Consider the following 15,066-nt stretch of genomic DNA (forward strand, 5'->3'; position numbering starts at 1 on the left):
GGTCCTACGTGAAGCCGCTCGTGCAGTTCCTGATCTACTTCGTGGCGTTGGGCATCTTCCTGAACCTTCAGCGGGGAACGCCGAACTATGCGATCTACCTGTTCTCCGGCATTGTCCTGGTGAACTTCTTCACGGAATCGCTGTCCAACGCCACCCGCTCGATCGTGGACAACCGGGACCTGATCCGGAAGATCTACCTGCCCCGGGAACTCTTCCCGGTGGCAACGGTCTGGGTCTCGGCAGCGCACTTMCTGCCCCAACTGGTGGTGCTGGTCGGTGCCTGCCTGGTCGTCGGGTGGTCGCCCACGCTGCTGCAGCTCGCCGCGGTGGTCCTGATCTTCATCGTGGTCGCCGTCCTGGGCACGGGCCTCGGCCTGCTGTTCGGCGCCATGAACGTGTATTTCCGGGACTCGGAAAACATCGTCGACATGATCGTCATKGTCGTCACCTGGGCCTCCCCGGTCCTCTACCTCTGGACGATGGTCGCAAAGGTGATGGGCGACTGGTTCTGGATCTACCAGCTGAACCCGATGACGGTCGCCGTCGAGGTCTTCCACTGGGCCTTCTGGGAACCGACGCTCAAGGCGGACCAGCTGGTCAACGACGCCACACCCCCTGGCCTGCTGACGCTGTGGCTGCCCGTTGCCATGCTGATCACGCTGGTCGTGCTGTTCGTCGGGCAGTTGACGTTCCGCCGGCTTGCCGTCCACTTCGCTCAGGAGCTCTGACATGACGCCGCAAGGCCACGTGGCCATCATCTGCACCGACGTCCGGAAACAGTTCGTGCTCCGACACACCCGTTCCTTGAAGGAAGCCCTCGTCTGGCTCGTGAGGGGGCGCAAGGGTGACCTGTCCAAGAAGTTCCTGGCCCTCAACCACGTCTCGCTCGAAGTGAAGCAGGKCGAGACTGTCGCGCTCATGGGGCTCAACGGTTCCGGAAAGTCAACKCTCCTGAAGCTCATTTCCGGGGTACTGCAGCCCGACGGCGGCACGGTGCGCACGCGCGGCCGCGTCGCCGGCCTGATCGAGGTCGGCGCAGGCTTCCACCACGACCTCAGCGGCCGGGACAACGTCTACCTCAACGGCGCCATCCTGGGCATGACCGAAAAACAGATCGACGAGAAGTTCGACTCGATCGTGGAATTCTCCGAAATCGGCGAGTTCATCGACACCGAGGTGAAGTTCTATTCCTCCGGCATGTACCTGCGGCTGGCGTTCAGCATCGCGGTGCACACGGACCCGGAAGTMTTCCTGATCGACGAGATTCTCGCCGTGGGCGACGAGCCCTTCCAGCGCAAGTGCATCGCGAAGATCAAGGAACTCTCGGACATGGGGAAGACCCTGTTTGTCGTGAGTCATGACCTGGACCTGGTGGCCACCGTGTGTGAGCGCGGTGTGCTGCTGGAACATGGCGAAATCGTCATGGACGGCGAAGTGCACGACGTCGTCGGCGAACTCCGGCGCAGGTCCCTCGCCAKGTAGCAGGCCCCTCGCCGTGTAGCGGCGTGCCCGGCAGGCTCCCCGCAGGCCGTCCGTTAGGATAGGCCCGAAACGGGGGCTCAGCCCCGTACCGGGGGATGCGGGAGCAACGATGACAGCTGTGGGGTCCAGCGAGCGACGCGGCAGGGGACCGAGGCCTTCGTGGCCCGGTCAGCTGCGGATCATGACGAGGGCCGTCGCAGTCGCGGCCGTAACCGGCTTTGTGGCGGCCAGCCTCGCCCAGGGAGCTTCCGCGGACAGCTCCCCGCCACCGCAGCCCGCACCATCGGCCACCCCAGGCAACGCCGCCGCCGCCAGCTCACCGACGGTGCCGCCGACGGCGGCGCCGGCCACTGCGACCGCTGGCCCGGCCACGGCAACACCACAACCGACGCCGACGACGACGACGACGGCGGCAACGCCAAAACCGACGCCGACGCCAACRCCGTCGTCACTCGCGACGCCAAAACCGACGCCGGCCGCAAAGGCGGCGACGACGGCGCCCACGGCAGCCGCTGCGGAGGCGGCCATCCGCGTCCCCGGTGCCATCGGCGTCGAATACGAGCGCCTCGGCGGCGCCACTGGAGCCGCGGGCCCGGCGACGGGCGTGCAGCAATGCGGCCTGGCCGACGGGGGCTGCCTGCAGACCTTCAAACACGGAACGATCGCCTGGAGCAAAGCCACCGGCGCCCACCTGCTGACCGGGGCGCTGGAGGACGCCTGGCTCAAGGGCGGCGGCGTCACAAGCTATCTCGCCTACCCGACCGGGGACGCCCGCTGCGGGGGAGATCCCCGGGTGTGCCAGCAGGCATTCCAACGCGGCAGCCTCTACAACGTKACCGGGAAGGGGACCTTTCCAGTCTGGGGCGCCATCAATGCCACCTATGAATCCCTCGGCGGCCTGAAGGGGTATCTCGGCTATCCGCTGGATGCCGAGACCTGCGGCCTGTCCGGAGGGGCCTGCACGCAGCGCTTCCAGCGCGGCACCGTGTACTTTGCCCCCGGTGCCGGGACCTTCCCGGTGTGGGGCGCTATCAACGCCCGTTACCTTGCCCTGGGCGGAAGCCGGGGCTACCTGGGCTACCCGACGGGCGCCGAAAGCTGCGGGCTCCGCGGCGGCGGCTGCGCCCAGGCCTTCCAGCGTGGACGGATCTACTATGCGGCCGGCGCCGGGACCCAGGCGGTGTGGGGCGGTCTCGGACAGTTCTACTCGGCCCGCAAGGCCCAGGACGGCGCCCTCGGGTACCCGGTCACGGCCGAGGCCTGCGACCGGAGCGGTTTCTGCAKCCAGTCCTTCCAGTACGGCGTCCTCCAGTGGATCCCGGGATACGGCGTCCGTTACAGGCTGACCTCGGCAGCCTACTGCCCGGCCATCAGCTCCGGAGCTGTGAAGTACCGCACCGCCGGCGCCTCACGGGTGTCCTTCGCGATCGCCGACGACTACAGGTCCACCCGCATCACCTTCATTACCTGCGTCCGCCAGCCGGACGGAAGCTACGCCAAAGAATGGGGCGCGCTCGGGCACGCCGGCGAGTCCGGCTTCGCGGCGCCTGGCATCGCGACCGGACCCACCTGGCAGGCGTTCTCCCCGACGGGGTCCTTCACCGTCACCCAGGCCTTCGGCCTGGGCAACCCCGGGACGGCCCTGCCGTACCGCACCCTCAATCCCTATTCGCGCTGGGGCGGCCGGCTCAACGCGAACTACAATAAGTATTTCGAGTCGAGCTCGGACGTCTTCCCGGACGAGAACATGTGGTACTTCGCAACCCGGCCGTCCCATGATTACCGCCAGGGCGTCGTCATCAACTACAACCGGCCGCCGGATGCGCCCATCACCATGAATGCGGGATTTGCGATTTTCCTCCACGCCAACAACCTGCCCACCTGGGGATGTATCTCCCTCAACKACGGAGACCTCCTGCAGTACCTGAGGACGGCGCATTCGGGAGACCGGTTTGTGATGGGGGTTGCGTATGACATCTTCAACTAGYCCAGCCAGCCAGGCCGTTCCCCGGCGGGGTGAGGCAGCGGGCCGAYGCCACCCGGCCCAGTGCCCGGCGCGGCGTTCCGGGCTGCGCTACCCCGGCCTGCTTGCCCTCGCCGCAAGCCTGGCCCTGGCCGGCTGCACCGCCGCTCCGGCCCCTGCCCCGGAACAGTCCGCCGCCGTCCCGACGTCGGCCCCCACTCCRACCGCAACCTCCGGCGTCGCACCCGGGGACGAGCCGTTGACGCACGACGGCCGCACGGTGGCACCGTCGACGGGCGACCGCTGCGCCCAGCCGGCGCTGCCCGATGTCCGGCGTGTGCTGGGGGCTGTGGCCGCTAACGTTCAGCCGGCGGAAGCCCAGGCGTCCTCGAAGGACGGCGTTGCCGACGTCGTCTGCACGTTCGCCCTGGCCCCCGTCGGTGCCGGAGAGGCCGCCGACGTGGGGAATGCACTTCTTGTGGCCAGGACCACCGCGCCGGACCAGGCCGCGCTGGACGGACTCGGACTGCCCCGGCTGATGATGTCCCCCGAGCCCGTCCCGGACTTGGGGGCCAAGGCATGGTATTCGGTCAACCGCCTCAGCGGGACCACCGAATATGTCCTTGAGGCGGCGAACGGTTTGACCGTAGTGCGGGTGACCCTTGCCCTCCCGGCCGATGCGGCCGAGCCGGAGAACCTGAAAGCCGAACTCGCCGAACTCGCCAAGCTCAGCTAGGCGGCGCTCATTTCGCGGGCCGCATTCCAGGGCCTCGTGTCCGGACCCGCTTCCCAGGACTCATGTGCCCCTGCAGGCTGTCACCTCGTAAAGCCGTGCGCCGCCTTCTGCCAGGACGAGCCGGACGGCCAGCGAGTTGTTGAGGTTCTCCAGTCCCGGGAAGGGATGATCGCCGAAGTGGACTTCATTGGCGCCAAAGTCCAGGACGTAGCGGACGCCCGTCGCCTTCAGCGCGGCGCACACGTCAGGATTGGTGTCGGCGTTGCGGAGGTTCTGGTTGAGGGTGTCGACGGCGGCCGTGTTGGCCGTCAGAATGTGTTTGGCGGTGGTCTCGCGGTGGGCCAGGGCGTAGGCCAGGGCACCGCCGGTCCACGGGTTCACGGCAATGGCGTCGCCCTCGGGAACAATCCCGTCCAGCCGGTCAATGATCTTCTGTTCGTCCGTGGAGATGAGCAGCGAATGGTCGGTTTCGAGGTAGTTCATCCGGGCCGAACCCATGGCGGCCCTCATCGACGGGACCTGGGCCGCAACCACGGCAAGCGCCAGTACGCCGCAGATGGCGGTGAAGGCAATCCTGCTGCCGCGGCCGGTCTCTGCATTTTCCTTGCCTGCACTTTCCTTAGCGGCACTGTCCCTCGCTGCCGGGCGCGACGCTGCCAGCCGGTCAAGCCGGCGGCGMAGCCAGACAGCGAAGGAATCTACGCCAACGGCGGCAAACGGCAGGGCCGTCAGCGGCAGGAGCGCCGCGAGCCTGTTGCTGTCGTTGTACCAGACGCCGGTCAGGGCGCTGCGGAGATCGCCCTTCAGGGTGCCGGAGACGACCACGTACAGCACGCCGGTGATGACAAAGGCTGCGATCATCCATGTCCTGCCGCCGCGCCGCCAGCACACGTAGAGTCCGATCAGCATGAGCACGCTGACGCCGATCGCAGCCGGGCGGTCGATCGCGGCGTTGGCGACAACGTCCCACACGGCACCCCGGGGCGTTTGCACGGGTTCCCAGAATGCGGCATCTTCCGGCGGCCGGATATTGGTCCACAGCAGATAGAGGGCCACGGCACCGGCGCCCAGGCCCAGGCTGGCAAGGAGCCAGACGCTCCGGTGGCGGGCCCGGTAGCCGCGGTTGGAGGCCAAACGGGCGTAGGCCTGCAGGACGATCGGAACCGAGAGTGCCAGGAGGGACATGAAGCCGTTCGGATGGGCCAGGGCAAGTCCCGGGAGGATCAGCAGGGGCAGCGTGAACCGCGGCATCKGCGGCCACTGAAGATCGCGCGCGACKCGGAACAGCAGGGCAATGCTGGCCAGGACGGCCGGGAGCATGCTGATKGCCAGGAAATTCGGGTACAGCACGCCGAAATCCAGCAGCAGGAGCGGGAACGGCGCGAACAGTGCGGATAGGATCGCGGCAGCGCCGACGGCCACCGGCCGGTTGGCCGCCACCGTCCGTGTCAGCATCATGCAGCCCAGCGGCCACACCACTGCAGCCACCGCCATGTTCAGCACGTTCACTGCCGCCGTAATCGGCAGGCCTGTCAGCTGGACGAGGGCCGCGGCCAGGCCATGCCAGGCGGCGGGATAGAAGTATGGTGCCGCGTCGCCGCTGGTCATCTTCGACATCGACAGCGAGGACGCGTTGCCGGTATCGAGAATGTACCGCACCCCGTTGAGGTGGAACACGTTGTCGAATGTCTGGGAGAAGCTTTCCGGAGTGCCGAAAACGACCGCGAGTTCAAGCACGATCAGCGCCGCCCCTGCGACGAAGGCCGCCGCAATCCAGATGTCGCTGCGGGGCCGGCGTGCCTTCGGGCGCTGCGCGCCGGCGGGGGAAGTTCCCGCGGGGGATGCCCCGAGGGAGGCGGTGGTCAGGGCGTGCCGCAGGCTGCTGCCCGGGTGCAGGCGCCGGAGCGCGAAGAATCGGATCCCGACGAGCAGGGCGGCGAGCAGGAYGCCCCCGGCCAGCACGGCAGCGGGCGACCACGGGATGTGCGCAAACGGCAGGACCACGGCGAGGACCGCCGCAATGGAAATCGTGACCGGTCCTGCCAAGGCAGCCGCGGACAGCCGCCGCAGGCCCAGGCTCAGTGTCACCAGGCCGCCGGGCAGCAGGAGGAACAGCGCTGCCTCGAGCAGGTACGGCAGGGTCTGGAACCAGGTCAACGTTTCGGCTTCGAAGTAATGCGGGCACCGGCAGGTACCGGCCCGGCGCAGGCGGGCGCGTCAGGACAGGCGGGCACGTCAGATGGTCTGGTCCAGCAGTCCCAGCAGATAGGCTCCGTAGCCGCTCTTGACCAGGGGCTCCGCGCGCTGGCGAAGTTCGTCGTCGGTCAGGAAGCCCAGCCGCCAGGCGATCTCTTCCGGGGCGCCGATCTTCAGTMCCTGGCGGTTTTCCACCGTGCGGATGAAGTTGGAGGCGTCGCTGAGGTCATCGAAGGTTCCGGTGTCCAGCCAGGCCGTGCCGCGGGGGAGGATCTCCACATGCAGCTTGCCGCGCTCGAGGTAGGTCCGGTTGACGTCCGTGATCTCGAGTTCACCGCGGGCCGAGGGCTTGAGGTTTTTGGCGATTTCGATGACGTCGTTGTCGTAGAAGTACAGGCCAGGCACGGCGTAGTGGCTGCGTGGCTTTTCGGGCTTTTCTTCCAGCGAGAGGGCCTTGCCGTCGTCGTCGAATTCCACAACGCCGTAGGCCTTGGGATCGCGGACCCAGTAGCCGAACACGGCGCCGCCATCGATGTCGGCGTGCCGGCGCAGCTGCGTGCCCATGCCCTGGCCGTAGAAGATGTTGTCACCGAGGACCAGCGCCACAGTCTCGTTGCCGATGTGCTCGGCACCCAGCACGAACGCCTGGGCCAGGCCGTCCGGCGAAGGCTGCTGGATGTACGTGAGGTTGACGCCGAACTGGGAACCGTCGCCCAGGAGCCGCTGGAACTGCTCTGCGTCATGGGGCGTGGTGATAATGAGGATGTCCCGGATGCCCGCAAGGATCAGCGTGGACAAGGGGTAGTAGATCATCGGCTTGTCGTAGACGGGGACKAGTTGCTTGCTGATGCCCAGGGTGATGGGGTGAAGCCGGGAGCCGGTACCGCCGGCCAGGATTATTCCACGCATGGGCCCAATCCTTCCGTACCTTGGCCGGTGACAGCAAACCAGGTTCCCGTTCCGGCGCGCGCAAGGCGTGCTCGAGAGCGTGCCCAAGGCAACGGACGCCCGGGGTGCGGGGCCCTGCAAGGTAGAATTGTGGGTCTGGACTACGTGATGAAGGATGCCGGAATTGAGCGCAGCTGTACTGACACCCAAGGCAAAGCCGGCCCCGGCAGTGGGGAGCCGGCTGGACCCGCGGAAGAACAGCTTGAACCTCATCAGGCTGGTTCTCGCCTTCATGGTCCTGCTTGCCCATAGCTGGCACATCGTCGGCGCCGGCAACGGCTGGGGGTTCCGCGGCGAAAACCTTGGCGGCTGGGCGGTGGCCGGGTTCTTCGGCATCAGCGGTTACCTGATTACGGCCAGCCGCTTTGGCAGCGGGATCGGCCGGTACCTGGTGCACCGTGTCGCCCGGATCTTYCCGGGGTTCATCGTCTGCCTGATCGTCATGGCCTTCGGCTTCGCCCCGATCGCCTACGTGATCCAGCACGGCTCTCTGCACGGCTTCATGCAGACGCCCACTACGCCCTTGAATTCCATCTTCGCTAACCTGTCCCTGCGGATTGTCAGCTACGACATTGCCGGCACCCCGGCGGGCGTGCCGTATCCGGGGGCATGGAACGGCTCGCTGTGGACGCTGTACTTCGAGTTCATGTGCTACCTGTTGGTCGCCGTGATGGCGTTCATCCCCCTGGTCCGCAAGTCCTCGTGGCCGGTGGTGGCCGCGTTCATTGCCAGCGTGGCCCTGTGGGCCAACGTCGGCGTCCTCAAGCCCTATCTGCAGTCGAACCTGGACTTTGAACTMGCGGCAYGCCTGATCCCGTACTTCCTCGGCGGCGCCGTGGTGCAGGTGCTCAGCAACAAGATCGGCATCCACAAGGTGGCCGGCCCGGTCTCGATCGTGCTGGCTGCCCTGTCGATCTTCTTCGTCGACGGCTTCGGCGGGCAGCTCGCCGCGCCTTTCATTGCTTACGGGCTTCTCTGGATTTCCACGTGGCTGCCGCAGCCCGCCATTGTGGGCCGTCACGACATCTCCTACGGCGCCTACATCTACGCGTTTCCCGTCCAGCAGCTGCTGGCGGTGTTCGGGGCGTACCACTGGGGCGTCGCGTGGTTCACGGTGGCGGCCACGCTGTGCACGATCCCGTTCGCCGCGGCCAGCTGGTTCTTCGTTGAGCGCCCGGTCATGCGGCGGGCGAAAAACGCCGGCTGACCGGACGCCACGTCCCGGGCCCGCATCCCATGAGGGACCCCRGGCCCCTAGTGCCGGGCGCGCCGTCCGGAGACTCCGCGCACGCCGTCCGCCATGCCACGGAAGGCGTTGGCCAGGCGGATCCCGCGGCCGGGGGCCAGCAGCGTGACGATCGCCAGGTGGCGGTAGTCGGCCAGCAGGCCCTTGAGCGTCCACAGCGGAAAGCGCCGGCCGTACTGGCGTGCGAGCAGGATCCGGTTCCGGAAGAGGTAGTAGTAGCGCCAGTCGGCGGCCGTCCTGATCTTCAGGGGCCGGCCCGCGACGGACACGTCGCGACCAAAGAYGTTGGCTGTGGCCGGGCTGCCCAGGGCATGGTTGAGCGCGGCGTTGGGGGCCAGCACGGTGCGGAGCCCCGCGGCCTCGCACCGGAGGTGGAACTCGCTGTCCACGCCGTCGATGAACAGCGGGCCCTGGAAGAGGCCCAGCTGTTCGAGGACCGGCACCGGCACCAGCAGTCCTGACTGGATGGGTTCCCCGCCGAGCTGGATGCCGTTCAGGACCGGGCCTCGGCGCACCGGCAGGCCACGGACCGACGCCGGGGCAACCATGCCGACCGGGACGCCGGCCCCGGCGGCGGCCGCGGCGGCGGTGAGAAGCGCGTCGACGTAGCCGGGGTCCAACAGCGAGTCCTGGTCCATGGTCAGGATGTAGTCGGGCTTCGGGGCGGCCGCGAATGCTGCGGTGATTCCCGCGTTGAGCGCAGCGGCGATGCCGGAGTTGTCGGCGAGCCGCACCACACCGCAGCCCAGGCCTTCCAGCGCTGCCAGGATCCGGGCKGGGTCCCGGGGACTGCCGTCGTCGACGACCACCACTGAGTCAGCCTGGGCGAGCAGCGCGGCGGCGTTCGCCAGCACGCCGTCGTCGGGGTTGAACAAGGAAACGACGGCGGTAGTCCGAGGCACGGGAGCGTCCGTTMGGGTMAGGCGGGCTGGACGTCGGGCTGGGCGTCGATCCAGGTGGCGAGCCGGTCGATGCCCTGGGCGAGGTTGTACTGCGGGGTCCACCCGAGCACGTCCTTCGCCGCCGTGATGTCCGCCCATGCGTGCCGGACGTCGCCCTGCCGGTACTGGCCGGTGACATGCGGCGCGGGCGCGTTGTAGTGCTGTGCGATGAGCTTCGCGGCGGTGCCGATGGTCTGGAACTCGCCGGATCCGATGTCCATGGGCTCGCCCTGGACCGTGGGCGAGACGGCGCCGGCGACAATCGCGGAGGCAACGTCGTCGATCAGGATGAAGTCGCGGCGCACTTCGCCGTCCTCATATAGCGGAATGGATTTCCCGCCCATCGCCATGCGGCAGAACAGGCTCATGATGCCGGTGTACGGGTTKATCAGGGACTGGCCGGGACCGTAGACGTTCTGCAGCCGCAGGATGACGGTCTCAACACCATAKGACTTGGCCCAGGCCTGCAGGACATGTTCCTGGGCCAGTTTCGTGGCGCCGTAGACGCTGACGGGAGCCGGGAACGTCACGGAGGCTTTCATCGGCAGCGGGGTGGCGCCGGGGAAGTCCCACTGGGCCTGGTCCAGGGTGGCGCTGGTGCGCTGTCCCGGGTAGAAGGCCTTGCCGTCGGCGTCGCTCCAGGCACCCTMGCCGTACACGGCGCGGCTGGAGGACAGCACGATCCTGCGCGGAAGCTTGCCGTGGCGGTTGAGCCCGTCCAGCAGCTGCGACGTGCCCACCACGTTGACGTGCGTGTGCCGGGTGGACTCTTCGAGCGACTGGCCCGTTCCGGTCTCGGCAGCCAAGTGAATCACGACGTCGGGGGAGTGCTGGGCCAGGACCGTGTCCCAGGTCTGGGCCTCGGCGACGTCGGCAACGATCAGTTCCGCCCGCGCGTCAAGCTCCGMCGGACGCTCGCCCGTGGCATGGATCTGCGGGTGGAGGCTGTCCACCACGACTACCCGGTCGAAAGCGTCGGMGAGGGATGCGGAAATGGCGCAGCCAATGAAACCGGCACCGCCGGTGACAAGGACGGTTCCGCCGGGGCGTGCGGAGRTTTCGGAAGAAGTCACAGCGGACCTTTCGTTGCGGGGCGTTTACTTGCCGAAGGAGTGGCGCACGAGGGCGCTGACGGCTGTGGAGTTGCGGTCCAGGACGGCCTGGGGAAGCAGGGAGAGGGCATGCGCCCGGGACGTGAGCCTGAGCTTGGCGGCGCGCTTGGCCCGGCGCCAGCCGAGAGCGTCGGCCTGCTCCGCGGACAGGGCGAAGTATTCGCGTTCGCCGGCGAATCGTGAACCGTCAACGAGCTTGGTCGAGGAGGCGCTGTTGGAGTGCCGGCGGTACTGGAAGCACACCGTGGGCTCGATCAGCAGCTGATCGCCCTTGTAGATCATGTCCATGATGAGGGCGAGGTCCTGGATGATCGGGAACCCGTCCCGGAAGTCCACTTCGCGGATCTTGTCGGTCCGGAACGCGAGGGAGGGCCAGTACAGCCAGTCCCCGTGCATGAGGTTGCTGGCAATGGCCTCACCAGCGATKAGCTGCTTGCCTCGTCCCCGGGGACGGACGATCTTCTGCTTCACGGAGTCCGCCAGCGTGGCCACCACCTGGCTTTGTTCATCGATGACCTGGACCCCCGGCTGGATGATCGCCGCGTCGGGGAAGCGCCGGTGGGCGGCCAGGATCACGTCAACGTAGTTCGGCAGCAGGACGTCGTCGCAGCCCAGGATGACCATGACCTCCTKGGTGGCCATCCCGACGCACGTGCGGTAGTTCTCGGTGATGCCGGCATTGACGTCTTTGCGGATGTAGCGGACTCGCTCATCATGGATCCCGGCCATGTACTCGGCAATGTCCGTCCCGGGGTAGGCATCGTCCACGACGGTCAGGAGCCAGTCGCCGTTGTCCTGGGCCAGGACGCTGCGGACGGTTTCCTTCATGTAGCCGGGGTCGCCCCAGTAGGGAATGAAAATATCGAGGGGCATCTTAGGATTCCGTGCTTTCGGCGGGACGGTCGGTGGCGTGCGCGCGGGCCTGGGCCGCCGGCGCGGCCTCACCCGCGAGGGGATTTGCGAGGGGGTTCTTGCGGGAACCCGGGAGGGGATTCGGGACCGGATCGGGGCGGCCGGCATCCGGCGCGGACAGGTGGCGGTGCTGCTCCAGGGACTCGAGCTGGGTGCGCAGGATGGCCACCTCCTCCGCCAGGGTCCGGGTTTCGTCCTCGACGACAGAGATTTCCCAAGACAAGTGCAGGCAGACGCCCAGCAGCATGAGGATGCTCATGGCGAACAGCAGGTTGGAGGGAATCTGGACGCCGACGAATTCGGCAACGATGTTCAGCAGCCGGGGGAAGGCGGCCAGGACCAGGGTGGCGACGCCGACCACCAGCCAGAGGACGGCGTACTTCTCCCGGAGCTTTTTGCGCCGAAGCATCTCGATGACCAGGGCCACGATGGCAAGCGCCAGCAGGAAGGCTGCGATGTTTCCCATGTCCTAGGCTCCTGCGGGTTCAGCGGCCCGGGTGGCCAGTCGTGTGGGTTTCCGGGTAAGGGCGAAGAGCAGGGCGAACACGGACCTTCCGAGGTAAATGGCTGCCTTGACGGGGTTGTGGCTTGGCTTGCCGCCCTGGCGTGCCCGCATCTCCACGGGCACCTGCGTGACCGTGCAGCCTKAGCGGATGGCCACGACGAGCGAGTCGATCGTGTCGCCCAGGTATTCGGCGGGATAGTGGTCGAGGTATTGGGCGACGGCGCGCTCGTTGGCGGCCCGGAAGCCGCTGGTGACGTCCGTCAGGCGGGTCTTGGCGAGGCCGGAAATGACCTTGGCCAGCAGCTGCATGGCCCACTTCCGGGGGCCGGTGACCTTGTATTCGCCGCGGTCGGCGAAGCGGGCGCCGATGGAGATGTCCGCGTGCTGGAGGCCGKCGAGGACTTCGTCAATGTTCCGGGGATCGTGTTGGCCGTCCGAGTCGACCTGGATGACCTGGATGTAGCCGAGGCGCTGGGCGTACTTGAAGCCGGCCCGCATGGCGCCCCCGACGCCGAGGTTGAACGGCAGGTTCAGGACGGTTGCACCTGCCGCTGCCGCCTCTTGCGCCGTCGAGTCCGTGGAGCCGTCATTGACGACGAGCACGTCGTAGCGGGCATTCGTGCGGAGGACTTCCCGCACGGTGCTGCCAACCACGGCGCCTTCATTCCAGGCAGGCATGATCACCAAGACGCGCGGGGAGGGTAGGGCTTCCATATCGTCCAAACTATATCAATTGCGTGCAGGGTMCTCGCCGGCGGCGGCCGCCCGGGCGGCGTCGGGTGCCGCCCGCTTCAGCGCAGGCGCCGTTCCAACTCTGCCGGGATCCGCCCCGTCGAGCCACGCACCGCGTCCGTGAACCCTGCGACGGCGGCGCGCAAAAGCTTGGTGCGGCCCGGGCTGAAGGTAAAGCGCAGGATATGCGCCTTCAGCTCCTCCACGAGGCGCCGMAACACCCAGCCCGGATACTTGCGCAGGTAGCGCAGGGTCAACAGCGTCCCGTTCCGGCAGATGTAGTAGACCCGGCTGGGTGAGTGGTAGTTATACGAAATTTCCCGGCCCAGGACCCGCACCGGCCGGCCGAAGAGCCGGCCGGGCTCGCGCTGTCCGAGGTCGTGGGCGATGTCACAGCCCTCGCCCACCAGGACGGCGAGCCCTGCGGCACGGGTGCGCATGGTGAATTCGGAGTCGACGCCGTCGATGAACAGGGCCTCCTCGAAGGGGCCCAGCCGGTCCACGGTGGAGCGCGGGATGAGGAAACCGGACTGCATCGGATCGAAGGCGTGCACGAACCGGCCCTCGGTGTGGAGTACGGGGATGGGGTGGCCGCTGTAGGAGGCGGCCGTCACGAATCCGACGCCCATGCCGGCGGTGGTGGCGCGGGCATAGGTGGCCAGGCCCCGCCGGACGTACTCGCCGACGGGGCGCGAGTCCTGGTCCAGCGTGAGGAAGAAGTCCGGGTTCCAGTGTGTTCGCGCCGCCGCGATGCCAGCGTTCAGGGCTGCCGCGATCCCGGAGTTTTGCGGTTGCCGGACCACCAGGGCGCCGGCGTCCGCGAGGCCGGCCAGCACGGCTTCGGAGCCGTCGGGCGATCCGTCGTCCACGACGACGACGTGCGCCACCTGCTGCTGCAGGGCCCGCACGGTCTCGGTCAGGGACGGATCGGGGCGGTAGGCGGCGACGACGGCGACGACGCTGGGGGACGGATCATTCGGCGACGGATTATTCGGCGACAACGGGCTCCATGCTTTCTTTGGCGAGCAGTCGTGACCCCGGGATCAGCAGGGTCACGAACAGGATAGCTTCGCTCAGGGCCATGCCCAGCGCGATGCCGGGGGCGTTCCCGATGGACCCGGCGTAGATCATGGCCGCGACCCCGAACACGGCGGAGATCAGCGTCCAGCGCAGCACGAGGCTCTGCTGGCCGGCCGGAATGAGCAGGTTCCGGATGAACGGGGTGCTGGCGCTGAGGAAGAGGAAGGCGAGCCCGTAGTAGAAGCACAATTCGGTGGTTGCCTGGGCCTGTCCGGCGAAAAGGAGGCTGCTGACAAACGGTMCGGCGACGGTCAGGACCGCCGCGCCGATCACGCCGAGTCCGATGTGGGACCAGATAGCTGCCAGGTGGCGCCGTTTGCGGCCGGACGCCCCGCGTTCCAGGGTCCAGCCCTGGAAGGCATTGCCCAGGGCCACCACGGTGAACAGGCCGAAGCGGTACAGCGTGTCGGCCGTGGCCAGGCTGCCGGACGCCGCCGGGGCGGTCGTGGCGGTGGCAATCGGGGTGGGCGTGGAGGCGTAGGCGTTGCCGGCGAGGCTKATGCCCGCCGTCCGGCCCTGGGCCCCGAGCTCGCGGAGGGCGCCGCGGAGGTCGCGGGGCCACCAGTTTCCTCCGGGGGAGTAGGTMCGGTGAAACACKATGAGGGAGGCCAGGCTCATGGCGGCGACCAGGGCCGTGTAGTACCAGAGCTGGTGGCTGATCAGCAGCACGGGGACGGCCAGGGCGGTGGCGATGAAGCGCGGAACGGTGTCGTAGACGGCCAGCAGCCGCGGCTGGCCCAGCCCGATGCAGAACCACGACGGCGACATCCCCGCGAACGCGACCGCCCAGGCCATGGCCACGGCTTCCCAGCGGAATGCGGGAACGGCCACGAGTGCGGCGACGGCCGCGGCGGCGGGCAAGGTGAGGACGAGCAGCAGCAGCCGGGTCCGGATGCTGCGCAGGTAGACCCRGGCCCGGTCCGCGCTGCTGGCCGACCGGGCGACGGCGACGGGCCCGTCCACGTTCCAGCCCCACATCAGGATGGTGGCGGCGAAGGTGCCGATTGCCTGCCCCGAGATGACGCTGGAGATTCCCTCGCCGCCGACGAAGCCGGAGATGACCGGGAGCAGCAGKAGCGGGGTGATCAAGGACAGCAGGGGCAGAACGGTGAACCCTGAAAGTCGTAGCAGTACGGTTCTCATTCKAGCCGGAATCCTTGTTTCTTAGACATCGTCCCTCGATCCTACGGGATGCCCGGCCGCTGCCCGCGGT

The 15,066-nt window shown here is 67.7% G+C and carries 14 protein-coding genes and 1 pseudogene; 5 read left to right on the forward strand and 10 right to left on the reverse strand.

Annotated features, from left to right (window positions below):
- Both AC1DBQ_RS03755 and AC1DBQ_RS03760 read left to right on the forward strand, forming a co-directional pair.
- Positions 1–728, forward strand: a 728-nt coding sequence (locus tag AC1DBQ_RS03755) for an ABC transporter permease (RefSeq protein WP_476927228.1), incomplete at its 5' end; no start/stop codon positions are given.
- Position 729: 1 nt separating this feature from the next.
- Complete coding sequence (locus AC1DBQ_RS03760; protein WP_476927229.1) at positions 730–1,482, forward strand: ABC transporter ATP-binding protein; 753 nt, start codon at positions 730–732, stop codon at positions 1,480–1,482.
- A gap of 168 nt (positions 1,483–1,650) precedes the next feature.
- On the opposite strand, the gene AC1DBQ_RS03765 is transcribed toward AC1DBQ_RS03760, so the two are convergent.
- Positions 1,651–2,010 (reverse strand): hypothetical protein, encoded by a 360-nt coding sequence (locus AC1DBQ_RS03765; RefSeq protein WP_476927230.1) that lies wholly within the window; start codon positions 2,008–2,010, stop codon positions 1,651–1,653.
- Positions 2,011–2,086: 76 nt separating this feature from the next.
- Here AC1DBQ_RS03765 and AC1DBQ_RS03770 point away from each other — a divergent pair, with 76 nt between their 5' ends.
- Both AC1DBQ_RS03770 and AC1DBQ_RS03775 read left to right on the forward strand, forming a co-directional pair.
- Positions 2,087–3,469, forward strand: a complete 1,383-nt coding sequence (locus AC1DBQ_RS03770; protein WP_476927231.1) for a hypothetical protein — start codon at positions 2,087–2,089, stop codon at positions 3,467–3,469.
- Positions 3,453–4,181: a hypothetical protein gene (locus AC1DBQ_RS03775; protein ID WP_476927232.1), complete on the forward strand. Its 729-nt coding sequence runs from the start codon at positions 3,453–3,455 to the stop codon at positions 4,179–4,181. The genes AC1DBQ_RS03770 and AC1DBQ_RS03775 overlap by 17 nt, the downstream gene beginning before the upstream one ends.
- Positions 4,182–4,241: 60 nt before the next feature.
- Here the strand turns inward: AC1DBQ_RS03775 and AC1DBQ_RS03780 are convergent, their stop codons facing one another.
- The gene (locus tag AC1DBQ_RS03780; protein WP_476927233.1) at positions 4,242–6,338 is read right to left on the reverse strand and encodes a DUF6541 family protein; all 2,097 of its coding nucleotides are present in this window, start codon (positions 6,336–6,338) and stop codon (positions 4,242–4,244) included.
- A 78-nt stretch (positions 6,339–6,416) separates the two neighbouring features.
- On the reverse strand, positions 6,417–7,286 hold the full coding sequence (gene rfbA / locus AC1DBQ_RS03785; RefSeq protein WP_476927234.1) for a glucose-1-phosphate thymidylyltransferase RfbA: 870 nt from the start codon (positions 7,284–7,286) through the stop codon (positions 6,417–6,419).
- 163 nt (positions 7,287–7,449) lie between these two features.
- Here rfbA and AC1DBQ_RS03790 point away from each other — a divergent pair, with 163 nt between their 5' ends.
- Positions 7,450–8,532, forward strand: a complete 1,083-nt coding sequence (locus AC1DBQ_RS03790) for an acyltransferase family protein (RefSeq protein ID WP_476927235.1) — start codon at positions 7,450–7,452, stop codon at positions 8,530–8,532.
- 47 nt (positions 8,533–8,579) lie between these two features.
- On the opposite strand, the gene AC1DBQ_RS03795 is transcribed toward AC1DBQ_RS03790, so the two are convergent.
- From AC1DBQ_RS03795 to AC1DBQ_RS03825, 7 genes and pseudogenes are all read right to left on the reverse strand, one after another.
- Entirely contained in the window at positions 8,580–9,473 is an 894-nt protein-coding gene (locus tag AC1DBQ_RS03795) for a glycosyltransferase (protein ID WP_476927236.1), read from the reverse strand.
- A 74-nt stretch (positions 9,474–9,547) separates the two neighbouring features.
- Positions 9,548–10,585 (reverse strand): annotated as a pseudogene (locus AC1DBQ_RS03800) (NAD-dependent epimerase/dehydratase family protein); the annotation flags it as partial.
- Positions 10,586–10,609: 24 nt separating this feature from the next.
- Positions 10,610–11,497, reverse strand: a complete 888-nt coding sequence (locus AC1DBQ_RS03805; protein ID WP_476927237.1) for a glycosyltransferase family 2 protein — start codon at positions 11,495–11,497, stop codon at positions 10,610–10,612.
- A gap of 1 nt (position 11,498) precedes the next feature.
- Complete coding sequence (locus AC1DBQ_RS03810) at positions 11,499–12,002, reverse strand: DUF2304 family protein (protein WP_476927238.1); 504 nt, start codon at positions 12,000–12,002, stop codon at positions 11,499–11,501.
- A 3-nt stretch (positions 12,003–12,005) separates the two neighbouring features.
- The gene (locus tag AC1DBQ_RS03815; protein ID WP_476927239.1) at positions 12,006–12,755 is read right to left on the reverse strand and encodes a glycosyltransferase family 2 protein; all 750 of its coding nucleotides are present in this window, start codon (positions 12,753–12,755) and stop codon (positions 12,006–12,008) included.
- Between the two features lie 77 nt (positions 12,756–12,832).
- Positions 12,833–13,774 (reverse strand): glycosyltransferase, encoded by a 942-nt coding sequence (locus AC1DBQ_RS03820; RefSeq protein WP_476927240.1) that lies wholly within the window; start codon positions 13,772–13,774, stop codon positions 12,833–12,835.
- Entirely contained in the window at positions 13,761–14,996 is a 1,236-nt protein-coding gene (locus AC1DBQ_RS03825; protein WP_476927241.1) for a polysaccharide biosynthesis protein, read from the reverse strand. The genes AC1DBQ_RS03820 and AC1DBQ_RS03825 overlap by 14 nt, the downstream gene beginning before the upstream one ends.
- Between the last annotated feature and the right edge of the window lie 70 nt (positions 14,997–15,066).

The organism is Arthrobacter sp. 10T413_2 (assembly GCF_056394205.1).

Coding starts and splice junctions, on each gene's coding strand:
- AC1DBQ_RS03810 (WP_476927238.1), bottom strand. CDS start 12,002: ATGGGAAACATCGCAGCCTTCCTGCTGGCGCTTGCCATCGTGGCCCTG.